The sequence below is a fragment of the Ruegeria arenilitoris genome, from assembly GCF_013035425.1.
Taxonomy (GTDB): Bacteria; Pseudomonadota; Alphaproteobacteria; order Rhodobacterales; family Rhodobacteraceae; genus Ruegeria; species Ruegeria arenilitoris_A.
On record NZ_WQHX01000002.1, the window covers coordinates 521,413 to 545,873 of the forward strand.

Consider the following 24,461-nt stretch of genomic DNA (forward strand, 5'->3'; position numbering starts at 1 on the left):
CTTCAATGTTCAGCTTCGCCAACGAATATTCCGGCGAAGAAGTCTGTCAAACCAAGATAATCACCCAGACGCAAGACATTGGCAACGTATTGGTCAGGTCTAACGATCACCATGCATCCGATGTCTCGATCAATTCCTCGCATGGTATAGATGTCGTTGCCAGTTTTGTGGTCGACGCAGAAGACCTTTTCGGCGTCGCGCAGACCATACTTGCCTTTTGCTGGCCTTAAGAACGAGGGCATGTCCTCGAAGCCTAGCGACCTAAAGTCCTGTTGAAAAATCGCGCGAACGTCAATCAAGCCGTCAATAGCCTCGCCACGACGCCCGAAAAGTTTAATCGGTGAGCTTGGATCGTTCAGAAGAAAATTACATAGGAGATGAATAGAACCATCCCGAGTGCCCATATCGCCCGATCCGGCAAAGGCGTAAATTCTCCAGCGGGCATCTGCCTCGGCAGTATGCCCCAATTGCATAGGCATGGCGTCAGCGAGCCGCACAACTGGAGCGGAGTGAAACCGCTTTCCGATGACCTGCCCCTTGGCCAGATGCTGATAAGTCGGTTCTGCGATCAAGTCGGATGGTTCATAACGAACGGCGAGTCCGCCAGTGAATTCCAGATTTTCTATGAACTGCTTCTGAATCCGGGGCACATCGGTGCCGTCTAGCTCTGCCTCGCTAGGGGGCGCGCTCATGATACGCGCCCATTTATGGTCGGTTTCCACAAGCCGCTTTGCTTCCAGCAACCGTTCAGTGGAATAACTGTGCAAAAGGCTTGGCTTTGAACGCCCTGTCAAAACATGTACGAGTTTCCATCCGAGATTGAATGTGTCTCCCATCGATACATTCATTCCCTGCCCCGCTTTTGGGCTATGCGTATGACACGCGTCACCAGCAGTGAAGACACGGGGCGTCCGGGTATCCACTTCATCTGTGGGTACGTCATCGAATTTATCAGTCAGCCTGTGTCCGATCTCGTAAACCGACCACCAAACCACCTCTTTGACGTCAATTGAATATGGCAGAATGATCCGATTGGCCGCAGCAATGATGTCGTCGGCCGTTAAGTTTCGGTTTGCGACCCTTTCTGCCGGATTCAATTTGTCCAGCTCGACATACATCCTGAACAGATATCCGCCCTCACGAGGAAGTATCAGAACATTCCCTTCGGCCGAAGATTGAATAAGGCATTTACGTCGAACGTCTGGAAAGTCAGTATTGGCGAGGATGTCCATTACTCCCCAAGCTTGATGGGCTGCATCTCCTTGCAACTTTCCGCCAATGGCTTTGCGCACATTGCTGCGCGCGCCGTCGCAACCGACAACGTAATTGGCGCGCACTTGAATTGGTTCGGCAGCATCCTCATTCTCTTTTACAGGGTCGAGCACTACTGTGACCGGGTGGTTAGCAGTAACAGTGTCAATCGTCAGATCGCGGACGTTAAAACCGTATCTAGGCTCCAACCGCGTTGGCGCATTTCTCATAACATCTAGGAAAAGCTCATGTATCCGAGCTTGATTCATCAGAGTGTGCGGCATTTCGGATTGATCGTCGGCTACATCTTGAACAATGCCTGCCCGTTTTATGTGACCGGGGTTAGCAGGGTTTGGTGCCCAGAATGTTGTTTGGTTTACCCAATAAGCTTCACGCTTGATCTTGTCCGCAAATCCGAATGCTTGAAACATTTCCATCGAACGGACGTTAACGCCGTCAGCTTGCCCTTTTTCCATTGGACCCATCTTTTGATCCACAATCATTGTTGTAAATTCGCTGAACTGTGAAAGTTGTGCCGCAAGGCATAGCCCTGCTGGGCCGCACCCTACGATCAAAACATCAACGGTTTCGGGAAGAACTCTATTCTCGTCATTATTTTTGGACCCGCCGTTATCAGCTGGCTTTATGTCCGGATCACCAGGTCGAAAACCATTTAAGTAATATTGCATGACCACTGCCCAGTTACTGTTTTGCGGGATATGATATTTGTACTTACTATATTGAGGCAAAAAAGGTATGTATACATATTTTTTTATCAAACTATGGTCGATTGAAGCATGAGTGAACCAAAGTGGCGGAGGCTAAGGTGCAAATTTACGGAATGGCGGGTCATCTTATCCGGCGACTCAATCAAATTTCGACGCATGTATTCTCAACCCGAATGATGGAAGCCGGTATTGATCTGACTTCGGTTCAGTTCGCGGCACTGGACGCTATTCGTACCCGCCCGGGAATCGATCAAGCGACGATTGCGACGATGATAGCCTACGACCGGGCGACAATCGGCGGGGTCATAGATAGGCTTGAACAAAAAAAATACGTGACAAGATCGATCAGCAAGCGAGACAGGCGGGCTCGTGAAGTCACACTTTCTGCGGAAGGAGAAAACATCTACGCCAAGGCTTTACCTGTCGTCGTAGCCCTTCAAAACGAAATCTTGCGTGGACTGAGTTCCAGCGAGCGTGAAGCATTTCTCGAATTCGCGACAAAGACTATCGAGGCCAATTCCGATGAAAATCCAAGCGCCTGAGCAATACGTTGCGCCAATGTCTTCAACACTGAAATAGAAAGCAAATCCTAAAAAAAATCGATTTAGTTGCCGATTTCTGAAACTAACGGAGAAGAAAGCTCAATTTACCTCAGCCCAACATAAAGGCAATGTGAGCAAGAGAGAGGAAGAATGATGTCCAAGCCCAGATTGTATGGTGACACGGTCAGGAACCACGAGGTTCGGTCAAGGAACGCAACTCCTAAGCCGAACCACTTGAAACACCACAACAAAATGGCACAAGATCGTTATAGCTTATAACTACAAAGAGATATCACATAGAGAAGGGTGATACTCATAGGTCATTAAGGGAGGAGACCATGACCAACTCGCGCAGAACTTTACTGAAATCCGCCGTCGCGGCGATTGCTTTCGGCGCCATGGCCACCGCAGCTTTCGCAGCCGATGTCACTTTGCGAATGCATCAGTTTTTGCCAGCGCAGGCTAATGTTCCCAAGAACATATTGGACGTCTGGGCTGACAAGATCGAGGCGGAGTCAGATGGCCGTATCGAAATCCAACGCTTTCCAGCCATGCAGCTAGGCGGCAAGCCTCCCGAACTGATCGACCAGGCCATTGACGGGGTTGCAGATATTGTCTGGACTGTATCTGGTTACACACCCGGCCGGTTTCCCCGGACCGAAGTATTTGAACTCCCCTTCACAATGACCAACGCCGAAGCAGTTTCTCGTGCCTATTGGGATTTGGCCGAAGAAACCATGATGGACGACGACTTCAAACAGTTCAAAGTTCTTGGGCTTTGGGTGCACGGCCCCGGCTTGATCCATTCGAAAGATCCTATTGAAAGTATTGAGGATCTTAACGGCGTGAAACTGCGCGCACCGACACGTGTAACCAACGGCTTGTTCAGCTCGTTAGGCGCTACCCCGGTCGGGATGCCAGTACCTGCGGTACCGGAGGCTTTGTCCAAAGGTGTGATCGATGCCACCGTCATTCCATGGGAGGTGACCGGAGCGTTGAAAGTCAATGAATTAGTGGGAAATCACACTACTTTCGGTGACGATTCATTGTACACGACGACTTTCATCTTTGCGATGAACAAAGATCGTTGGGACGCATTGCCGGACGATCTGAAGGCCATAATTGATGCCAATTCCGGCGCAGAGTTCTCTGCTTTTGCGGGAAAGCAAATGCAGGCTGACGACGATGGGCCACACAAACAGGCCATGGAACGCGGCAATAATATAATAACACTAAGCCCTGAACAGGTCGAAGAATGGAAGGCTGCCTCGCAACCCACCACCGATGCTTGGATTGCCGAGATGGACGAAAAAGGTATGGACGGCACGGGCCTTCGAGCTCGCGCTCTTGAGTTGATCTCGCAATACTCAGGTAATTGATCCGATTGCGTCCCCTGCAGACAAGTGCCTGCGGGGGAAGCTGTCTTTTGGAGTAAATTATGCAGAACATGGTGGAACGCACGGCGCGTTACATGGCCATTCTTGGCGGTATTGTGCTGACGCTACTGGTCTTGTTGACAACAATCAGTGTTCTGGGGCGCGGCCTTAACACGTTTGGGCATTCGGACTTTTTGAACGCCCTTTCGGAATCGGCAGCGCAAGCGTTGATTGCAACAGGCGTTGGACCTGTTAACGGTGATTTCGAACTCGTCGAGGCCGGAGTTGCGTTCGCCATATTCTCTTTCTTGCCTATATGTCAGCTCTACGGAGCGCATGCGACAGTCGACGTTTTTACAAACATTCTGCCACCAAAGGCCAACAAAGTGATCGTTACCTTCTGGGAAGTAGTGTTGTCACTTGTGATATTGCTGATTACCTGGAGACTGTTTGTCGGCCTGCAAGGTAAAATGGACAACGGCGAAACGACCTTTCTGTTACAGTTTCCTGTCTGGTGGGCCTATGGGTTGAGTTTCATGGCCGCGCTAATTGCGTCCTTGGTGGCTGTTTATTGCGCTGTTGCGCAAGTTATTGAACTTGTGACAGGGCGCTTAATCCTGCCGCATCGTGGGGAGGCGGCACATTGACACTACTAGAAATGGGCTACCTGTCATTTCCCATCCTTTTAATCATGATCTTTATGCGCGCACCGATCGGACTTGCGATGCTATTGTGCGGAATTGGCGGGCTGTATTTCGCCATGGGCGGCGCTAACATGTTCATGTCCAAGCTGAAAACTGAAACCTATTCGACTTTTTCCAGTTATTCACTGACCATTATTCCGATGTTTTTACTGATGGGGCAGTTTGCAACTCTGTCAGGTATGTCTTCGGCTCTGTTCAAAGCAGCTGAGAGTTGCCTGGGCCACCGAAAGGGCGGTGTCGCAATGGCAGCCGTGGGTGCCTGCGCTGGTTTCGGTGCAATCTGTGGGTCATCCCTCGCCACTGCCGCTACAATGAGCCGGGTCGCGCTGCCGGAACTACGCCGATATGGTTATTCTGGCGGGTTTTCAACGGCCACGCTGGCCGCTGGGGGTACTTTGGGAATTCTGATTCCACCTTCGGTAATTCTTGTCATTTATGCAATTTTGACAGAACAGAATATTGCAAAACTGTTCTTGGCGGCCTTTATCCCAGGCATCCTGGCGGCGCTTGGGTATATCGTCACAATATCAGTTTATGTTCGTATGTATCCAGACTCCGCTGGTACCCGCGAGGCAGTCCCTTATGCGGAACGTGTTCGCGCGTTGCTGGATGTCTGGCCAGTCCTTTTGGTATTTGGTCTCGTGGTCGGCGGCATTTACTTGGGATGGTTTACGCCGACAGAAGGTGCCGCAGTTGGCGCAGCTGGAACTGGTCTCATCGCTCTGCTTTCGGGTAATCTGAACTGGCAGGTATTCGTTGAAAGTATCATTGCTACTGCCACAAGCACCGCGATGATCTTTTTTATCGTTTTAGGCGCAGGGCTTTATAACAGTTTTCTCGCTCTTACGCAGGTTCCGCAGGAATTATCCAATTGGGTCGTGAACCTGGGCCTCAGTCCGTGGACAGTATTGTGCCTGATCTTGGTATTCTACTTGATCTTCGGCTGCCTCATGGACAGTCTTTCAATGATCCTGCTGACTATCCCAATCTTCTTTCCCGTGATCAGTACGCTGGACTTTGGGATGAGTCCCGAGCATGTGGCAATCTGGTTTGGCATACTTGTACTTATCGTCGTCGAAGTCGGATTGATCACTCCTCCAGTAGGCATGAACCTGTTCATCATTAACGCAATGGATCGGTCAACGCCGATGGTTGAAACATACAAATCAGTTATGTGGTTCGTGACGTCTGACATCGTTAGGGTCGTAATTCTGGTCCTTTTCCCTGCTATCACGTTATTCCTGATACCTTAGAGCCGGTGCCAGAGGCCGTTCGCGAATGAATTGTGTAAAAATAGATATGGAACATAACAATGACAAACTATATGCAAATCGAGGCCTGCCGTGGAACTAAATAATACCATTGCTTTAGTTACCGGAAGCGCCAGTGGTCTGGGTGCAGCAACGGCGAAACATTTTGCTGCACATGGGGCCAGAGTCGCCGTTTTGGATTTCAATGAAGCCCAGGCCAACGCTGTTGCTGAAGAACTCAAAGGCTTTGCTGTAGCAACAGATGTGAGAGACGAAGCCGCTGTTGCTGAAGCATTCGAATCCGTTTCAAATTTTTTTGGGTCCCCGCCGCGGATCGTAGTCAATTGTGCCGGCGTCGGCATGGCTGCTCGAATAGTTGGTCGGGAAGACAAACTGTCATTTGACGTATTTGAACAGACCCTTCGCGTAAACCTCTTCGGTACATACAACGTGATGAGCCATGCAGCATTGCGAATAGCTAAGCTGAGTTCGCTCGAAGATGGTGAAAGGGGTGTTATCATTAACACTTCTTCAGTCGCATGGGAGGACGGGCAACTTGGGCAAACAGCCTATGCCGCCTCCAAAGGTGCGATCACCGCGATGTCGCTACCCGCCGCACGGGAATTTGCGCAATCAGGTATCCGCGTGATGGCCATTGCGCCAGGATTGTTTAACACCCCTATGATGGAAGGATTGCCGGAAGACGTCGCCGCCAAAATCACGGCAAACATTCCCTTTCCAGCGCGTCTTGGCGAAGCCAACGAGTTCGCCTTGCTTGCCAAACACATTGTGCAAAACCCGTTCCTGAACGGCACGACCATTCGTCTGGACGGTGCTGTACGTCTTCCACCCCGATAAGGAGACCAACATGGACGCCCAAATCCTGAAAGTTGACCGCGAAGGGCCGATCGCAACGCTTACCATGAACCGCCCAGATAAGCGGAATGCGATGTGCGAGGAATTGTTGGTCTCACTGGATAAATATTTTTCAGATCCGCCTAAAGATGTCCGAGTTGTAGTATTGACTGGGACTGCTGGGCACTTTTGCTCGGGGCTTGATTTGTCCGAGCATGTAGACAGGTCCGCCGAAGAAAACCTACACCATTCGCGTCATTGGCACAGCGTAATGGACAAAATCCAGTTCGGCGGACTAGCCGTGATTTCTGCGATGTTTGGTGCTGTAATCGGAGGTGGGCTGGAGCTTGCTGCTGCCACACATGTGCGTATCGCCGAACCATCAACAATCTTCCAACTTCCCGAAGGCCGCCGCGGGATATTTGTTGGCGGTGGCGCAACGGCGCGGGTTGGACGCTTACTGGGACCAGACCGAATGACGGAAATGATGCTGACTGGCCGAAAGTACGGCGCGGAAGAAGGCGTGTCCCTAGGCCTTGCGCACTATTCCACGGCTGAAGGGGAGGCAATGGCGCTTGCGCAAAAGCTGGCTGGCAAAATTTCCCGCAACGCCCCTTTGTCTAACTATCTGATGATCCAAGCAATTCCCAGGATCAACGAGATGTCCCACGGCGATGGGTTGTTCACCGAGTCATTGGCCGCAGCTCTTTCACAAACGACAACGGATGCCCAGGAAGGTTTAAGAGCTTTTCTGGAAAAGCGTGCCCCACAGTTCAGGTAGTCAGATGAACACAGAAAAGCAAAACCTTACGAATTCGACGGAAACCCATGCTGTCAGCGACGCCACGTTGCGCGCGTTCATAGGTTACAGAATGAAGCGTGCTTTTAACGTCGTTCGCGACGACCTTACCGCCACGCTTCGGGCGTTTGATCTGCGTATGCTGACCTACACTGCACTGGTTTTGATCGTCGACAACCCAGGCCTGCGACAATCACAACTGGCAGACGCAATGGATATCGAGCGCCCAAACCTCGTGATCATTATTGACGAGTTGGAACGCAGAGATCTGATAATCCGGGATCGTGTTCCCACCGATCGCCGTGCGTATGCGCTTAAGGCAACTTTGGCGGGTCGGCAACTCTATGAGAGGGCTGTTGCGGCCGTCACTTCGCACGAAGAAAAACTGTTGGCCAACCTCGATCAAGGCACCATCAAAATTGTTTTTGACGCTTTCAGCGTTATCGAGCAAGCAAAGCGGAGGACCTGAAAGTGCGGCGTACCTCTGATTTTCTTGCCCATTCCATTGCTCGGGAAGATCGCGCGGATGGCACTATCCTTCTGCGGTCGAAACACCCTCTGGGACCTGTTGTAAAATCTTCCAGCGACTGGCTTCATAAGTGGGCTGTGAAATCGCCGAACCAAACCTTCGTCGCAGAACGAAGCGGCGCTGGTTGGCGAAAGGAAAACTACGCGGCAACCTTACAAAAAGTGCGAGCCGTTGCCAGCTCGCTGTTGGCAAGAGGAATGGGACCTGAAACCCCAATCCTTATCATGTCGGGCAACGGAATTGATCATGGTATTTTGAACTTGGCCGCGCAATATGTCGGCGTGCCAACTGCCCCGGTAGCAGAGCAATATTCGTTGATCCGCGGAGCTCATGACCGCCTGCGTCATGCCATCGAACTGGTTGGGCCCAAGATGGCCTATGTCTCAGACGCAGAACAATACGGTGAAGCGCTGTCGATTGAGGCATTGAATTCAGTTGAAGTAATCGCCAGCCGCACAGGAAGCTATTCTGCAGTTACCTCTTTTGAGGATCTCCTGTTTGGTGACAACGGGGTCGATCTGGATGACGCGCACTCCAAGGTCGGACCGGACTCGATCGCCAAAATCCTGATGACCAGCGGATCGACCTCGGCGCCAAAGGGAGTGATCACGACACAGCGTATGATGTGCGCAAACCAAACAATGCTTGCCGATGCGCTGCCATTTCTGCGCGAACGTCCGCCGCGGATCGTTGACTGGCTTCCTTGGAACCACGTTTTTGGCGGATCTCATAATTTCAACATGATGCTCGCAAATGGCGGCAGCTTATTCATTGACGATGGTAAGCCCGTAAAAGGTCTGTTTGAACGTACGTTGGAAAATCTTGCCATGGAAACGGGAACGCTCAGTTTCAATGTGCCGGTTGGGTACGCAATGCTGTTGGGGGCGTTGCAAAGCGACGTTGATCTTCGCCAACGCTTCTTCAGGGATCTGGATCTGATCTTTTACGCTGGTGCCTCTTTGCCACAGGACATCTGGTCTGGCTTTGAACAAATGGCGATGGAAATGAAAGGTGAAATCCCCCTGATGACCACCTCGTGGGGGCTGACGGAAACCGCGCCAGCAACAATGATGCAAAGTGAGCCAATCAATCGATCTGGCGTTGTCGGCGTTCCCATGAACGGCGTCACACTTAAACTGATACCCGATGAAGAAATGCGCTGCGAAGTCCGCGTAAAGGGTCCCAATGTTATGCCTGGTTACTTCAAGGATCCCAAAAAAACGGCCCAAGCTTTCGATGACGAAGGATTCTTGATTACCGGGGACGCGATGCTGTTCGTTGACCCAAGGGATGTAGACAAGGGCATGACGTTCGATGGCCGCATATCAGAAGACTTCAAACTTCTCACCGGTACCTGGGTGCGGGCTGCGCAGCTTCGCATGGATATACTGAACTGGCTGGCGCCTATAGCGAACGATATCGTCGTCACCGGCGCAGACAGAAATCAAATTGGTCTCCTAATCTTCCCTGACCAAGAAGAACTAACGTTACAGGGATATGAATTGATTGATGACAACGGTGCTTACCGTTGCGATTTGCTGCAGGGTGAAATCCGCCGCCGTCTGGCGGAACGTGCGAGCAAAGTTTCAGGCAGTTCCACCCGTGTTGCCCGGGCAATTATTCTTAGCAAGCCCGCGTCAATGTCCGACGGTGAAATAACCGCCAAGGGCAATCTCAATTTTCGCAAGGTGCTTACGGAACGTCAGCGATTATTAGAGCGTCTTTATGACGACGCCGACCCCGCAACCATCAATATCTGAGAAAGGAAAAGGCAAATGGTCGATATTTCCAAAGTTCGCGCGATCGACATCCACACTCACGCCGAGGAACCTTGCGGTTGCCACTCAGACGACGGGTACGACGACTTGCAGGCGACAATGGCTAAGTATTTCGGTGCGCCGTGGAGCCATCCTCCGACGGTTCCAGAGACCGCGCAGCATTATCGAGATCAAAACATTGCCGCCGTGATCTTTCCGGTCGATGCCGAGCGCGAAACCGGCTACCGGCGCTATAAGAACGAAGAGGTTGCTGAACTAGCTGCTGATAACGACGATGTGCTTATCCCCTTTGCTTCGATCGACCCGCACAAGGGCAAAATGGGCGCGCGCGAAGCGCGACGCCTCATTCGGGATTTTGGGATAAAGGGGTTCAAATTCCATCCCACGATGCAAGGCTTCTTCCCAAACGACCGAATGGCGTACGAGTTGTACGACGAAATAGCGCAAGCGGGTTGCATTGCGCTTTTTCACACCGGTCAGACGGGTGTCGGTTCGGGCATGCGAGGTGGTAATGGGATGCGGTTGAAATACTCGAACCCAATGTTCATGGACGATGTGGCCGTCGACTTTCCCGACATGAAGATAATACTCGCACACCCATCGTTTCCTTGGCAGGAAGAGGCGCTTGCCGTAGCTCAACATAAGCCGAATGTTTATATCGACCTTTCGGGTTGGTCGCCCAAATACTTCCCGGAAATTCTGGTCAAATACTGCAACTCGATATTAAGAAAAAAGGTCTTGTTTGGATCGGACTGGCCAATGATCACCCCCGAACGCTGGCTGTCGGATTTTGAAAAGATCAACATTAAGGACGAGCTTCGACCCGATATCATCAAGGGCAATGCCGCCCGGCTGCTGGGGCTGGCTGAATGATGTTGCCCCATACCCCTTCCCTTGCCCTTTCATTCACCCTTCGGATTCAACTCGGGGCTCCGTTGGAACTGGGTCAAGGTCGCGCCGGTCAGCGGCGCATAATACCGATTGTTGGCGGCGAAGCGATCGGACCGGACATCACAGGCGAGGTGATGAACCTCGGCGCAGATTGGCAGACGATATTTACCGACGGAGCAGCCCACTTGGATACACGGTACGCGCTGAAAACCCACGATGGCGTTGTCATCGAGATCGTAAACATTGGAACTCGGCGCGGCCCTCCTCAGATCATGGCTAAGCTGGATACCGGAGAAGACGTTGACCCTAAACTCTACTATATGCGCACAGCGGCACGTCTGGAAACCGGGGATAATCATTATGGCTGGGTAAACCACACATTGTTCGTCTGTTCTGGGGTCAGACACTCTTCAGCCGTGGAAGTTGCATATTACCAGGTAACTTGATCATGAAGCCTTTCCAAGCTCCTCTTGAAGACATTTTATTCTCTCTCAACCACATAGCACGGGCGACTGAATTGCCGGATTGGGACCCCGAATTGGCTAGTTCAATAGGCAAACATTTCGCTGTTTTTGCTGAGGCTGAATTTGCACCGTTAGATGAACCCGGCGATATTCAAGGCTGCGTCGTAAAAGACGATAGAGTCTACATGCCCGATGGCTTCGCCGAGGCATACAAATCGTATGCAGAACAAGGTTGGCAGTCGCTCACCATGCCCGAAAAATTCGGCGGGCAAGGCGTAGGCGCGTTGGTTTCCGCGATCACATCCGAAATCTTTTCGGGAGCCAATCACAGCCTTCAGATGGTAACAGGACTTGCTCCCGGAGCCGTGCGGACACTTTTGAACTTCGGCAACGCCGAACAGAAATCTCGATTTATTCCTTCGCTGGCATCAGGTGAAGCGTTGGCTACGATGTGTCTGACAGAGCCCGGTGCTGGGTCCGATCTGTCGCGCGTGACTTGCAAGGCACGGCCCAATCGCGACGGCTGGACAATCTCAGGTGAGAAAATCTTTATATCCGGGGGCGATCAGAACTTGAGCGAGCGCATCTATCATTTGGTGCTTGCGCGCACGTCCAGCGGCGGCGTCAAAGGCCTGTCGCTGTTTCTTTGCCCTTGTACGCGCCCTGACGGAACTCGAAACGGAGTTTTCGTGACCCGGATCGAGGAAAAAATGGGTCTGCATGCCTCGCCAACGTGTCAATTGACCTTTGAAGAAGCCGAAGCAGAACTATTGGGCAGTGAAGGCCAGGGATTGCAGGCAATGTTCACGATGATGAACCACGCCAGACTGGATGTAGCTATTCAAGGTGTCGCTCATGCTGCGCGCGCGCATGATATTGCCGAAACCTATGCAAGCCAGCGTGTTCAAGGGCGTGGAGAAAGCGGTAACCCAGTGACACTGAACCAACACGCCGACGTGCGTCGCATGCTGGACGAGATAGACTGGCTGGCGCTAAGCAGTCGCAGCCTTGCACATTTGGCTTACGTAAATTTGGAACACGGTGAGTCACCCGATCTGGTCGAATTCCTGACTCCAGTTGCCAAAGTTTATTGTACCGAAGCGGGTATAAAAGCGTCCGAGTTAGGCATTCAGGTTCTTGGAGGATATGGTTACTTGCGAGAGTACCGATTGGAACAAACCTATCGGGATGCCAGAGTTACATCAATCTACGAGGGTACAAACGGAATTCACGCTCGCATGCTAGCCACGCGATTGGCGCCAGCGGCGGCAGGTGACGCCTTTGCCGAGTTTGTTGCATTGGAAAATGAAGGGAACTCGTCATGTGAAATCTCTCATGCATTGGATGATTGGCAATCCGCACGCACGCGGCTGGTAAAATCAGACGGAGTTGCATTGGCGAACGAGTTCATGCAAGCAACCATTTCCACAGTCTTGCTTTGTATACGTAACCGAATCCGCCGGGCGGCGAGCCAGCATTCACAGCCGGAAAGAATTACCCGTGTTTGCGATCGGACCGTCAAAAGCACCGTTTAAACAAGATGTAAGAACAAACTCCCACGTCCAGAGAAAGAAGAAAAGCGATATGGCAGATCAAAGAGTAATGATTGCCGGTGGAGGAATCGGAGGCCTGTCTCTGGCTTTGACGCTGAACCAAATCGGTGTTGACTGTATTGTCTTCGAAAGTGTGGAAAATCTGCGTCCATTAGGCGTGGGGATTAACCTTCAGCCAAACGCTGTGCGCGAGTTGTTCGATCTTGGGTTAACATCAGACGATCTTGACGCATTCGGAGTTCCAGCAAAGGAATGGGCGCTGGTTGGATTGAATGGGCAAGAGATATATTCCGAACCTCGCGGCACGCTGGCTGGCTATGACTGGCCACAATATGCCGTTCATCGAGGGTCATTCCACATGGCGTTATACCAACGGTTGTTGGAAAGAGCGGGTCCTGATGCCGTTAGGTTAGGCTCGCGGGCAACTGGTTACGAAATTAACCCTGATGGCTCGGTCTCTGTCCTGTTACAGACCGGATCGGGTAAAACGCGCGAAACCGGGACGCTTCTGATCGGCGCAGATGGCATTCATTCATCCATCCGGAGCCAAATGCACCCTTGTCAGCCTCCGATCCATTGGGGCGGCTCAGTGATGTGGCGCGGCACTACGCAAGCAAAGCCAGTCCGCACAGGGTCATCCTTTGTCGGGCTCGGGACACACAAGCACAGAATGGTGATGTATCCAATCTCGCACCCCGATCCAAATACTGGTTTGGCACAAGTGAACTGGATTGCCGAAGTTACATACGAAGACCCGAGCGCACATCAGACAACCGGATGGTTTCGACAAGTAGAAACGAACGATTTCGCTCATCACTTTGATGATTGGACCTACGACTGGCTGGATGTACCTGCCCTGATCCGCGGGGCCGAAGTCACGTATGAAAACCCAATGATTGATCGCGAGCCGGTCGAGACTTGGATCCACGGAACCGTTGCCTTGCTCGGAGACGCCGCCCACGCGATGTATCCAACTGGATCGAACGGTGCCAGCCAGGCTATAATGGACGCTCGTATTTTAGGGTCAATGCTGCTGGAACATGGACTGAGCAACGAAGCATTGACTGCATACGACGCAGCGCTTTGCGGTCCAATTTCTGACCTTGTTTTGCGCAATCGGAACGCCGGACCTTTTGGCCTTTTGAAAATCGTCAATGACCGATGCAGCGGAGATTTTGACGATATTGACAATGTTATTTCTCCTTCGGAGCGTTCGGAGTTCATGGCCAAATACAAGGCTGCTGCGGGTTTTGCGCGCGATGCGTTAAACCGGGCCAAGCCAACGATTGCACCGGGTGCTCGATTGAAAAACTAGGATAGTAGGCCAAGCTTTTTGAGCGCGTTGTTGACAGCCAAGCCAAAGACTCGGGCCTGCGGTGACAGAATTTCATCGGGTCTGTGCATTAATCCGACAGGTCCACGTGTAATCGTAGTATCGAAAGGTAAGGCCTCCATCCGCTCATCCGCTATTTCGTTGGCAACCACGCCCTCTGAGATGATCCAGATTGCGTCAGATTGTCTAGTAAAAACCCGACCAAACGCGCCAGAAACTGTTTCCAGCTTGCGTTCGATTTCTCCGACGCCATGCGCAATAAGATATCGGTCGACCAATGGCCGAATTGCCGAACCCTTTGGTGGATAAATCACTGGCCATTCACCAATACGCTGAAGGTCCGGCCTTTGCAGAAGTGGATGCCCAGCGCGCACGACAAATTCGACCCGCTCTTCGTAAAGCTGCGTGAACGAAATTCCTTGCATGGTGTCCGGCTGCCCAAGCCGACCGATCACAAGGTCCAGATCACCAAGGCGCAGACGCTCGACAAGATAGCCATGCGGCCCGTCAATAATACGTAAGCTGGTATTGGGGTTAAGTTCCATGAACTCGGTGAAAACGGTTGGCATCAGCCTTGCAGCAACCGATGGCAAGGCTCCGACAGACAACCGGATCTTACCTTGTGCCCCGACCTGCTCGACGCCAGTCAAACCTTGCTGAATGGCAGCCAGAGACATTTCAGCAAAATGCAGAAACACCTCTCCTTGTTTGGTTAATGATACGCCGGCACGATTTCGCACCAAAAGCGTCGCCTCCATAATCTCCTCAAGCTCTTTCAGTGTCTTTGAGATAGCCGGCTGTGTCAGGTACAATTTTTCTGCCGCAACTTTCAAACTCCGCTCGCGACAGATTTCGACGAAGCACTGAATGTGTCGGAATTTAATACGGCGGTCGATCATTTACTTGCCAATAAAGGAAATTATTTCGGACGTATTATCATTTTACTTCACCATTTCATGCAATCAATATGTGTAGTGAAAAACATGGGAGGAGACATCTATGCGTACGCAGGTCGCAATTGTCGGCGGTGGCCCATCTGGTTTGTTGCTAAGCCATCTTCTCCACCGCAATGGTATCGATACCATTGTTCTGGAACGTAAAACGAAAGAATACGTTTTAAGTAGAATTCGCGCAGGGGTCTTGGAAACTGGCTTTGTGGACCTAATGCGAGAAGCCAAAGTGGCAGATCGCATGGACAAAGAGTGCATGATCCATGATGGCACGGTGATTTCATATGGGAACAGCCAATTTCGAATTGATTTCAAAGAACTCACCGGCAGTCATGTTGTGGTATACGGCCAAACCGAAGTTACTCGGGACTTGTATGAAGCCCGCGATGCGATGGACGGAAAGATTGTCTTTAATACCGAAGGTGTCACAATCCACGATGCGGACACTGTAACACCATACGTCACTTACAACGTAAGTGGTGCCGAACACCGTATCGACTGCGACTTTGTGGCGGGATGCGACGGATTCCACGGGGTCAGTCGAAACACGATTCCCTTGTCGGTTCGCCGAGAGTACGAAAAACTATACCCATTTGGCTGGCTGGGGATTTTATCCGAAACACCGCCGGTTCATGATGAACTCATTTACTCCGGCTCTGATCGAGGTTTTGCCTTATGTTCTATGCGCAATCAAAATCTAAGCCGATACTACATCCAGTGTCCTCTTTCAGATACGCCGGACGATTGGACCGACGCAGCTTTTTGGCAAGAACTCAAGCGCCGCATTCCTGAAGAATTTGCTGAAAAGTTAATAAGTGGACCATCCATTGAAAAATCTATCGCGCCACTTCGGTCTTTCGTAACGGAACCGATGCGCTGGGGTCGCTTATTTCTTTGCGGTGATGCGGCCCATATTGTTCCTCCCACTGGGGCCAAGGGATTGAACACTGCGGCCAGCGATGTCCATTATCTGAATAATGGTCTGTTACAGTTCTACCAAGAAGGTAACAGTGAGGGGATCGACCAATACTCGGAAAAGGCCCTGGCCCGCATCTGGAAAGCCGAGCGTTTCAGTTGGGCCGCAACCAAACTCCTGCATAATTTCCCGGACCAAAATGCCTTTGACCTAAAGATCCAGCAAGCGGATGTGGACTTTCTAAGTGACAACCGCGAGGCGCAGTCAGTCTTTGCCCAAAACTATGTGGGACTGCCCTACTGATGCGAATGGCCGATTTAAAAAGTGTCCAATTGCATTGGCGTGAGGACGGCAGCCATGATGGGCATGTGGTTGTATTCGCTAATTCTTTAGGAACCGATCTGCGCCTTTGGGACAAGATTATTCCCTTATTGCCTATAGATTATCGGCTGATCCGGTTTGACTTACGCGGACACGGCCTGTCCTCTTGTCCGTCCGGCCCCTACTCAATCGACGAACTGGTATCCGATACCGAAGACTTGATGGATCATCTCGATGTTTCGTCGTGTGTATTTGTAGGCCTTTCAATCGGAGGAATGATTGGACAGGCATTGGCCGCACGCCGCCCGGATCTGATAAAATCTATGGTCCTTTCCAACACTGCTGCCCAAATGGGGGATGCAAAACTATGGCAGGATCGCGTCAAGGCGATCGGGTCGAGTGGAATAGAAGGCCTGTCAGAACAAATTCTTGATCGTTGGTTTGGCCCGGATTTTCGCGATCATCGCGAAGTTAACGCTTGGCGAAATATGCTAACTCGCACGCCGGTCGAGGGCTACGTCGGCTGTTGTCTGGCTATTGCCGAAGCCGACCTAAGCTTGACGACCCAAACTTTGCGCCTGCCCACGCTTGGGATCGCGGGCACAATGGACGGCGCCAGCCCACCTGACTTGGTTCGGGACACAATTAATATGATCCCCAACGCCCGGTTTGAATTGATCGAAGGGGCGGGACATCTGCCCTGCGTCGAGAAACCTGCCCAGTATGCCGATCTTTTAACCGAGTTCCTGAAGGAGACATTTAGATGAGCGATCGATTCGAGACCGGCGCCCGTGTCCGCCGAAATATTCTCGGCGATGAACATGTAGACCGCGCCGAAAGCAACAAAACCGCTTTTGATGCTCCATTCCAGACACTGATTACCGAAGGCGCTTGGGGGACAGTCTGGGCCTCGGATGGGATAAGCGACAGGGAACGTTCAATGCTGACACTTGCTCTGTTGGCCGCGTTGGGCAACTTTGAGGAAATACCAATGCATATCCGCGCCACGGAAAGAACCGGAACCAGCAAATCGGATGTTTTGGAAACTTTCCAACACGTAGCAATTTATGCGGGCGTTCCCCGAGCCAACCACGCGTTGAAACTGGCCAAAGATACCTACGCGGAAATAGAAACAGAACAAAGGTCGCAAGCGTCCCGATGATCCCGAATACTTAAAGGAGAACCGCCCAATGACAAAAAACGGCGAATTCTACCAGCGAGACCGAACTTGGCACCCGCCTGCGGTAACACCTGATTACAAAACCAGCGTCACCCGATCGCCGCAGTACTCGCTAATTTCTCTGCAAAACTCAGTCAGTGAAGTTACGGGACCTGTATTCGGCCACAACGACATCCATGCACTGGATAACGACCTAATACACAACTACGCCCAAGCCGGAGATGCGGCAATCGGTGAAAGGATCATCCTGCATGGCCGGGTTTTAGATGAAAACCACAGGCCAATTCCGAATACGCTGGTGGAAGTTTGGCAAGCAAATGCAGGTGGTCGCTATCGCCACAAGAAGGATACTTATCTCGCCCCGATAGATCCCAACTTCGGGGGCTGCGGGCGCACTCTGACAGACGAGAGTGGATATTATTTTTTCCGTACGATAAAGCCCGGCGCGTACCCATGGCGTAACTGGGTTAACAACTGGCGACCCGCGCATATTCACGTGTCGATCTTTGGGACAGCATTCGCGCAAAGGCTGATAACGCAATGTTATTTCGAAGGTGATCCCCTTATTGATAAGTGCCCCATCGTTCACACAATCCCGGACGCTCAGGCCCGCGCACAGCTTGTCGCAGCGCTCGACATGAACGCTTCTGTTCCACTGGACAGCATCGCCTACAAGTTTGATATTGTACTACGGGGCCGACGCTCGACCCTGTTTGAAAACCGGCTGGAAGGGAACTGATCCATGATCCAGAAATTGGATTATCTGAAGGAAACACCGTCCCAGACCGCCGGGCCTTACGTCCACATTGGCCTTGCTCCGGGTGCAGCTGGTTTTGACATCTATGAGAAGGAATTAGGTTGGGATATAGCGGGACCAAATGCAAATGGTGAACGTATTCGCATCGAGGGCGTCGTTATCGACGGTACAGGGTCGCCAATCAAAGATGTCATGCTTGAAGCGTGGCAGGCCAATTCCGAAGGGCACTATGCTCATCCTGAAGGGGGTGGAACTGTTGAAGACGGTTTCAAAGGTTGGGGCCGCGTGATTACCGACTTCGAAACAGGTGAATGGGCATTTGACACAATCAAACCGGGTCGCACGCGCGGCCGCGATGTGGGCCAACAAGCACCCCACATCAACCTGTGGATCGTTGCCCGTGGTATCAACGTTGGCTTGAACACCCGCCTGTACTTTGACGACGAAACAGAGGCTAACGCTGTTGACCCTGTATTGAATCTAATTGAGTGGGAAACGCGACGAAGCACACTTCTTGCAAAGCGCAATGATCGCGACGGGCATGTCGTGTATCGTTTCGACATCAAGTTGCAAGGCCACAATGAAACAGTCTTTTTCGACATCTGATCCAGAATAGTAAAATGAAAAAACCATGCATAATCTGCTGCGCAATCACCGGATCCGTGGCGCGGAAAGAAAACAATCCCGCAGTGCCAATTACAGTTCAGGAACAGGTTGAAAGCACTCACGAAGCGTTTGAGGAAGGTGCCAGCATCGTACACGCCCACGTGCGCAACGACGACCAGACGCCCAGTTCAGATCCGGAACGCTTTGCACGTCTTAAGGAGGGCATTGAGAAGCACTGCCCTGGAATTATCATACAATTCTCGACCGGTGGACGCTCTGGCGCGGGGAAAGAACGCGGAGGCATGCTACCATTATCGCCCGATATGGCGTCTCTTTCCGTGGGCTCCAACAATTTTCCAACCAGAGTGTACGAAAACCCGCCGGATCTTGTCGATTGGCTGGCCGAAGTCATGCGCCAATACAACGTAACGCCCGAAGTAGAGGCATTTGACCTCAGCCACATTTTCCAAGCAATTCGCATGCATCAGCAAGGAAAGCTTTTTGGCAAACTGTATGTTCAGTTCGTGATGGGCGTCAAAAACGCAATGCCCGTCGATCGAGAAGTTTTTGATTTCTACAAAAAGATGATGCAGGAACGCGCGCCAGATGCGGAATGGTGTGCGGCAGGTATCGGAGCGAACCAGATCGTGGTGAACGAATGGGCAATCGCTGCAGGCGGTCATACCCGCACGGGACTAGAGGATAACGTGCGTCTAGATCGCGAAACATTGGCTCCGTCGAACGCGGCCCTTGTCCGTCGGGCCGTTGAACTGTGTGAAAAACATGAACGCCCGGTGGCGACGTGGCGACAAGCAAGGGAATTACTGGGGTTGAAGTCCCCAGATGTCGTGTAATCATTGCGGCGCGTAACGGCGGCGAGAAATTAATGGCAGATGTTTTCACCCATCCTTGGCTTGGTGGATTATTCGGAGATAGTGAAACTGAGGCCCTGCTTTCGGCGGAAGCGACGTTGAAACGTTTGCTTGCTGTCGAGGCCGCCTATTCCCGCGCTCTGGGCGTCGTTGGAGTTGTGGACAAAAACACCGCCAACGAAACTGCTGAACATATTCTTCAGTTTTCTCCAGATATGGCTGAACTTCATCGAGGCGCGGCCGAAGACGGCGTCGTTGTCCCAGCTTTGGTAACTGCACTTCGTACCGACCTACCACAGCGGTGTGAAAAGGCACTACACATCGGGTTGACGTCTCAGGATGTGATCGACACAGCCACGGTAATGATGTTCAAGCAGGTTTGCGACCTGTTTTCAAAACGGCTTGAGGCAGTAACAGGGACACTCGCAGCCCTCAATGAAATACATGGAAATAGATGGATAATGGGGCGAACCAGAATGCAAGCAGCTCTGCCCATTGCAGTTTCCGACAGGTTGAGCATTTGGACGCGCCCGCTTACAGAGCTTCTCGAACGCTTGCACCAGCAGCAAGCTTGTCTTTTCCGCCTACAGCTCGGGGGTCCGGTCGGCACCCGCGATTCAATAGGTGCGAATGCAAATGAAATTGCTGACCAAATGGCCGATGAACTGGGCCTTATCAATTCAGGTGTTTGTTGGCACACTAATCGCAGCGCTTTTGCGGATTTCGCCAATTGGCTTTCCCTTGTGACCGGAGCGCTAGGAAAAATTGGACAGGACGTCGCGCTCATGACGCAACAGGGTGTGGACGAAATGCGCCTCAGCGGGGGCGGTCGGTCTTCAGCCATGCCGCACAAACAAAACCCGATCCTTGCCGAGCTGCTGGTCACGCTTGCGCGCTATAATGCGACTTTGGTTTCGGGTATGCATCACGCAGTCGTGCATGAGCAAGAACGCTCAGGAACTGCATGGACGCTTGAATGGATCATTCTTCCCCAACAAATAATGACGACCGGACGCGCGTTGGTCGCTTCGAACACCTTTCTTGAACAGATAGAAACTATCGGAAGCGATGCCCCAATCGCCTAATCTGAGGAAATTAAACTTGGAATGTTGCGGCGAAAACTGAATGCAGAAACTGCTTAATTTAGACAGTCTAGATCCCCAACAAGCTATGGTTCAAACAGAATACTCGGGAATTGCTCGGATACACGCTTTGATAGGAGCGCTTCAGATACGTCATGGTCAACGCCATCCAACGTGCAGTTTTTGTAAAAGGCCAGGCTATCAGCCAGCGATTGCGTGGCGGCACTTTTTTCGCTCTCATTAAGAAAAGGGACGTGCGTCGAAAGATAAAAAGCTGGTTTTTGCACTTTCAACCAAGGTTGAAGGGCCGGTACCAACGAAAACTCTGCTCCTTCAACGTCCATTTTTACCAATGAAACATCACTCAAATCGACTTTTTCACTGAACTGCTCCCAAGCCAAGCTAACAACATCTGTCCCGTTTTCATTTGCCGCCAAAACAGACGTCATAGAATCTCCTGGTTCGCCGCCCAGGCTGGACATGCGTAGAATCCCGGTTGAGTTCCAAAGAGCCACACCAAAAGCCGTTACATTACGAATATTGTTCAATTCGAGGTTCCAGTTAAGAAACCTGTAGGCGACCGGGTCCGGCTCGAAACACCAAACATGGCGCGCCCGGCGAGACGCGTACAACACCGTTGCGCCAGCCCACGCCCCTACATCGATATAGTCGCGGTCAGGCGAAAGATATCGATCCAAAACCTCAAAGGTTTCAGGTTCCCAAAGGCCAGAAGATGCTTTTTTCCAGAACTTGGAATGGTAAGGGTCAAGGCGAAAAGGTTCGCCGTTGAGAGTTCCATTGAAATACCCGCGCGCGCGGTAGAACATTTTTTGCGCGTTTGTGATCACGAGTTGTCTCCGGTCATTATTCGTTCTGTTTTGCCGTTATTGGCAGGATGAAGATCTTTAATCGAGCTTTAAAGACAGTAATTGCAACTCTGTGTAGAGGTGATCGACTGCACTTCCAGACAAACTGGGAGACTTTACAAAGCGCGGAGCTGGCAGCGTGATTTGCGTGCCAGAAGCGGGGGCTTTTCCACAAAAGCGCCTGTCCGCAGACAAGACCGCATCGTTCGAAGGCAGCAAAATATTTGCGATCTGCTGTCCAAATTCAGCCAAAAACCCAGATCGAGCATCTCGGGTGTAAAGAACATCCAACCAAGGTTGGTCGTCGCCTTTTACAGTACTTGCGAAGACGATCAGCGTTTCAAAGTCGCCTTTGCGAAATACTATAGGCACCACTCCAAACGGCAATAAATCTTGAAGAATATCCTGCTCTTGCTCCGTGGATCGAGACAGAATTTCCTCGATTTCAGAAATAGCTTCAATGTTGTCTGTGCTTTGCGCGTTTCGCTGCCAATCCCACCGGAAGTCATCCAAAGATTCAAAGCCAGCCGCTCGCAAAACGCCCATTGTTCTTGGATTGCTTGTACTTGTCATACTGGTGAAGTGACGCTCAGGGTCAGAGGTCGCTTCGGCCATGAGGCGCAAACCTGCACCATTTCCTCGATGATCTTTTTCAAGGTACCACGCGCACATGTTTGTGATGCCCAAGCGATTCCCATCAACAATTCGGTCGGAATGAATCGCGCCAACATAGCCGACAATACGCTGGTCGACCTCGGCAACATATCCGTAATTCGGCTTGCGCATCCCCCAGTCGTACTCAAATATTCTGCGCCAGCGTTCAGGAGAAATCTTTCGGCTCATCTTTCCGTGTAAAAGCTCGATGGCTGGTGCAATGTCACTTTGCACTGCTGGTCTTATGATCATGGTAAAAACGCTTCTTTAGGCGACACAAAATATGCTGCCGAGTGTTCGTGAAGAACTGACAATAATTTCTCGCTGAAATCCCAGATTGCATCATCATGAACGGCGTGATGAGTGATGAAACCCGTAGGCTCTTCGGAATCGACCAGACCCTTGCGTCTTGCGCTCAGATGGTCAGTCAAAAATGAAATCGATTTTTCAGTGCCTGTAAAATGCGCTCCGCCTTTCCACTTGATTGGATCGCAATGCACATTCACAAGGTTAAGACCCGGCGCAGCCTCCTTTGCGTACCGTGCTTCGCCAGTCGATAATCCGACAAAACCCAAGCCTGCAAGATGTTCGACAATCAGGGGATCAATTCGATTCCATGGTGGAACCGCAACCGGCACAAAACGATCTTCTTGAAAAAGGCCGCGCAGCAAAGACTTCCCTTTCTCAAGTTCGGCCAGCACTACACCCAACGGTCGTTGCAACCCAAGTTCCCAAGCTCCTTGAACATTCATTCCCGAAGCGTGATTTGTGTGAGCATATCCGTGTTGGAGAACGTAAGCGTACTCGTTCAAGTGGACGGCTTCCGCCAACTGGCTATCGGCAAAAGCCGGGATTACTGCTAACCCGATCGGAGCTTCGTAGGTTTTGGATAGAGCCAAAAGCCTTGAAAGCTGTGGCCCGGTCGTCGTTGCATCATCGTCGCGCCACCAGAAAGAGGCTTTCTTCCCTTGCTTGGTCCAATTGTTCAGTTCGTTCCTTAAACTTTCCCAAGCCCCATTCTCAGACCCGACCTTGGAAAAGCTCTCAACACTTTCCATCCGCTCCATTAACCTTCCTATCTCAACGCTGGCGGATCTTCTGAAAATCACAACAGCTACTTTAGCTATACCTATTGAACCGACCAAGAATAGGGAAGCGTCAGAAACGTTTCGAAAAGAATCGTAGTCCGACGCAGTGTGGTCATGGTGTGCCAAGCGTCAACGAGCGTTAAGGTTCCTGCCTGTGGAACAATACTTCGGATCGAGGATTCGCACCAACATCGTTCAACATTTTCAAAACCTCTTCTTTCCATCCAGCCTTGATCTTGAGCGCCAATTGCGAAGGTGGCCGATGATCAGGCACCAAGATTGCATACTCGTATCTAAGCGGTTTCTTAAATGGTACGAACACCACCCTTCCGTTGGAAAGGTTCAATTCCTGTTCGGTAGCGACCGTCAAAGGATCCACGATAGTGCAACACTGGCCAGAGCTGACAAAGGGGATGAGCGGAAGGAAGTACTGGCACGTGACGCTGGGACTATACGTTGATGAGACCGCTTGAAATTCCGCCCTTATTTTTCTTTGAAAGGGATGCGTTGCATGCAATCCCCCCATTGGTATTCCGTCCAGATCTGAAATCGATATACCGCTTTTCGCGGCCAGAGGGTTGTCTCGATCGAGGGCGCAAAAGCAATCCCCATAAATTATTTCAGCCGAAAACTGGGATTGCCTGCCAGTAGAAAATTCGAAATCCGCAAAACCAAAATCAATGTTTTGAGTACCCGCCAATTCCACGATTTGTGGCGAACTGCGTGTGGAAAGCGTAATTTCAATATCCGGATTCTCACCAACTGAGTTGCTGATGTATCGAGGGAAAAGATAAGCTGAAGGTCCAGGCATGGTGGCTATGTTTAAACTGCCACTGCTGGCTTTGACCAACCCTTCCATAGTTCTGGAAATGGTTGAAATGCGGTCCAGGATACCCGTGGTTTCGGCCAGCAGATAATGCGCCTCAGGAACCGGGACGAGCCGGCGCCCCCGGCGCTCAAATAGCGTCAGCCCAAGCTTTTTTTCAAGGTTCTTGATGGCGAGACTGATAGCTGGCTGAGTACGATTCAGCTTCTTTGCGGTCTGAGAGATGGAACCTGTTTCCATCACCTCGCGAAAGACTGTGAGCTGCGCAAGATTCATTTCTTGTATATAAG

The 24,461-nt window shown here is 51.4% G+C and carries 25 protein-coding genes; 19 read left to right on the forward strand and 6 right to left on the reverse strand.

The window, feature by feature from the left end; translation table 11 throughout:
* Positions 1-2 precede the first annotated feature (2 nt).
* Positions 3-1,940 (reverse strand): FAD-dependent monooxygenase, encoded by a 1,938-nt coding sequence (locus tag GOV45_RS08155; protein ID WP_170476269.1) that lies wholly within the window; start codon positions 1,938-1,940, stop codon positions 3-5.
* A 137-nt stretch (positions 1,941-2,077) separates the two neighbouring features.
* Here GOV45_RS08155 and GOV45_RS08160 point away from each other — a divergent pair, with 137 nt between their 5' ends.
* The 12 genes from GOV45_RS08160 to GOV45_RS08215 all read left to right on the forward strand — a co-directional run bounded on the left by GOV45_RS08160 (position 2,078) and on the right by GOV45_RS08215 (position 14,035).
* Positions 2,078-2,521 (forward strand): MarR family winged helix-turn-helix transcriptional regulator, encoded by a 444-nt coding sequence (locus tag GOV45_RS08160; RefSeq protein WP_170476270.1) that lies wholly within the window; start codon positions 2,078-2,080, stop codon positions 2,519-2,521.
* Positions 2,522-2,859: 338 nt separating this feature from the next.
* Positions 2,860-3,900: a TRAP transporter substrate-binding protein gene (locus GOV45_RS08165; protein WP_170476272.1), complete on the forward strand. Its 1,041-nt coding sequence runs from the start codon at positions 2,860-2,862 to the stop codon at positions 3,898-3,900.
* Positions 3,901-3,959: 59 nt separating this feature from the next.
* On the forward strand, positions 3,960-4,544 hold the full coding sequence (locus GOV45_RS08170) for a TRAP transporter small permease (protein WP_170476274.1): 585 nt from the start codon (positions 3,960-3,962) through the stop codon (positions 4,542-4,544).
* A complete protein-coding gene (locus GOV45_RS08175; protein ID WP_170476276.1) occupies positions 4,541-5,854 on the forward strand; it encodes a TRAP transporter large permease in 1,314 nt (437 codons plus the stop codon). The genes GOV45_RS08170 and GOV45_RS08175 overlap by 4 nt, the downstream gene beginning before the upstream one ends.
* Before the next feature lie 90 nt (positions 5,855-5,944).
* The gene (locus GOV45_RS08180) at positions 5,945-6,709 is read left to right on the forward strand and encodes an SDR family NAD(P)-dependent oxidoreductase (protein ID WP_170476278.1); all 765 of its coding nucleotides are present in this window, start codon (positions 5,945-5,947) and stop codon (positions 6,707-6,709) included.
* Between the two features lie 10 nt (positions 6,710-6,719).
* Complete coding sequence (locus GOV45_RS08185; RefSeq protein WP_170476280.1) at positions 6,720-7,487, forward strand: crotonase/enoyl-CoA hydratase family protein; 768 nt, start codon at positions 6,720-6,722, stop codon at positions 7,485-7,487.
* 4 nt (positions 7,488-7,491) lie between these two features.
* Positions 7,492-7,974 (forward strand): MarR family winged helix-turn-helix transcriptional regulator, encoded by a 483-nt coding sequence (locus GOV45_RS08190; RefSeq protein WP_170476281.1) that lies wholly within the window; start codon positions 7,492-7,494, stop codon positions 7,972-7,974.
* A 2-nt stretch (positions 7,975-7,976) separates the two neighbouring features.
* A complete protein-coding gene (locus tag GOV45_RS08195; protein ID WP_170476283.1) occupies positions 7,977-9,794 on the forward strand; it encodes a feruloyl-CoA synthase in 1,818 nt (605 codons plus the stop codon).
* Between the two features lie 15 nt (positions 9,795-9,809).
* Positions 9,810-10,685 (forward strand): amidohydrolase family protein, encoded by an 876-nt coding sequence (locus GOV45_RS08200; protein WP_170476284.1) that lies wholly within the window; start codon positions 9,810-9,812, stop codon positions 10,683-10,685.
* Positions 10,682-11,149: a DUF3237 domain-containing protein gene (locus tag GOV45_RS08205; protein WP_170476286.1), complete on the forward strand. Its 468-nt coding sequence runs from the start codon at positions 10,682-10,684 to the stop codon at positions 11,147-11,149. The genes GOV45_RS08200 and GOV45_RS08205 overlap by 4 nt, the downstream gene beginning before the upstream one ends.
* Before the next feature lie 2 nt (positions 11,150-11,151).
* The gene (locus GOV45_RS08210) at positions 11,152-12,702 is read left to right on the forward strand and encodes an acyl-CoA dehydrogenase family protein (protein ID WP_170476287.1); all 1,551 of its coding nucleotides are present in this window, start codon (positions 11,152-11,154) and stop codon (positions 12,700-12,702) included.
* A 49-nt stretch (positions 12,703-12,751) separates the two neighbouring features.
* Complete coding sequence (locus tag GOV45_RS08215) at positions 12,752-14,035, forward strand: flavin-dependent oxidoreductase (RefSeq protein WP_170476289.1); 1,284 nt, start codon at positions 12,752-12,754, stop codon at positions 14,033-14,035.
* On the opposite strand, the gene pcaQ is transcribed toward GOV45_RS08215, so the two are convergent.
* Positions 14,032-14,952, reverse strand: coding sequence for a pca operon transcription factor PcaQ (gene pcaQ / locus GOV45_RS08220; protein WP_170476290.1), 921 nt, complete (start codon positions 14,950-14,952; stop codon positions 14,032-14,034). The two genes, GOV45_RS08215 and pcaQ, sit on opposite strands and share 4 nt — an antisense overlap.
* Before the next feature lie 100 nt (positions 14,953-15,052).
* On the opposite strand from pcaQ, the gene pobA reads away from it, so the two are divergent.
* From pobA to GOV45_RS08255, 7 genes are read left to right on the forward strand one after another with little or no spacing between them, the layout of a single operon-like run.
* A complete protein-coding gene (gene pobA, locus GOV45_RS08225; RefSeq protein ID WP_170476292.1) occupies positions 15,053-16,222 on the forward strand; it encodes a 4-hydroxybenzoate 3-monooxygenase in 1,170 nt (389 codons plus the stop codon).
* Positions 16,222-17,007: a 3-oxoadipate enol-lactonase gene (gene pcaD, locus GOV45_RS08230; protein WP_170476294.1), complete on the forward strand. Its 786-nt coding sequence runs from the start codon at positions 16,222-16,224 to the stop codon at positions 17,005-17,007. Before pobA ends, pcaD begins: the two co-directional genes overlap by 1 nt.
* A complete protein-coding gene (gene pcaC / locus GOV45_RS08235; protein ID WP_170476296.1) occupies positions 17,004-17,402 on the forward strand; it encodes a 4-carboxymuconolactone decarboxylase in 399 nt (132 codons plus the stop codon). Before pcaD ends, pcaC begins: the two co-directional genes overlap by 4 nt.
* 28 nt (positions 17,403-17,430) lie before the next feature.
* Complete coding sequence (gene pcaH, locus GOV45_RS08240; RefSeq protein WP_170476298.1) at positions 17,431-18,159, forward strand: protocatechuate 3,4-dioxygenase subunit beta; 729 nt, start codon at positions 17,431-17,433, stop codon at positions 18,157-18,159.
* Between the two features lie 3 nt (positions 18,160-18,162).
* Entirely contained in the window at positions 18,163-18,783 is a 621-nt protein-coding gene (pcaG, locus tag GOV45_RS08245; protein ID WP_170476299.1) for a protocatechuate 3,4-dioxygenase subunit alpha, read from the forward strand.
* A gap of 14 nt (positions 18,784-18,797) precedes the next feature.
* Positions 18,798-19,637: a 3-keto-5-aminohexanoate cleavage protein gene (locus GOV45_RS08250; RefSeq protein WP_170476301.1), complete on the forward strand. Its 840-nt coding sequence runs from the start codon at positions 18,798-18,800 to the stop codon at positions 19,635-19,637.
* A gap of 32 nt (positions 19,638-19,669) precedes the next feature.
* Entirely contained in the window at positions 19,670-20,740 is a 1,071-nt protein-coding gene (locus tag GOV45_RS08255; protein ID WP_170476303.1) for a 3-carboxy-cis,cis-muconate cycloisomerase, read from the forward strand.
* Between the two features lie 83 nt (positions 20,741-20,823).
* Here the strand turns inward: GOV45_RS08255 and GOV45_RS08260 are convergent, their stop codons facing one another.
* The 4 genes from GOV45_RS08260 to GOV45_RS08275 all read right to left on the reverse strand — a co-directional run bounded on the left by GOV45_RS08260 (position 20,824) and on the right by GOV45_RS08275 (position 24,447).
* Positions 20,824-21,585: an FkbM family methyltransferase gene (locus GOV45_RS08260; protein WP_170476305.1), complete on the reverse strand. Its 762-nt coding sequence runs from the start codon at positions 21,583-21,585 to the stop codon at positions 20,824-20,826.
* Positions 21,586-21,642: 57 nt separating this feature from the next.
* The gene (locus GOV45_RS08265) at positions 21,643-22,446 is read right to left on the reverse strand and encodes a GNAT family N-acetyltransferase (protein ID WP_170476306.1); all 804 of its coding nucleotides are present in this window, start codon (positions 22,444-22,446) and stop codon (positions 21,643-21,645) included.
* 59 nt (positions 22,447-22,505) lie between these two features.
* The gene (locus GOV45_RS08270; protein ID WP_170476308.1) at positions 22,506-23,324 is read right to left on the reverse strand and encodes a polysaccharide deacetylase family protein; all 819 of its coding nucleotides are present in this window, start codon (positions 23,322-23,324) and stop codon (positions 22,506-22,508) included.
* 160 nt (positions 23,325-23,484) lie between these two features.
* Positions 23,485-24,447 carry a LysR family transcriptional regulator gene (locus tag GOV45_RS08275; protein ID WP_170476310.1) on the reverse strand — a complete coding sequence of 321 codons (963 nt, stop codon included), beginning with the start codon at positions 24,445-24,447 and terminating at the stop codon, positions 23,485-23,487.
* Positions 24,448-24,461: the final 14 nt, after the last annotated feature.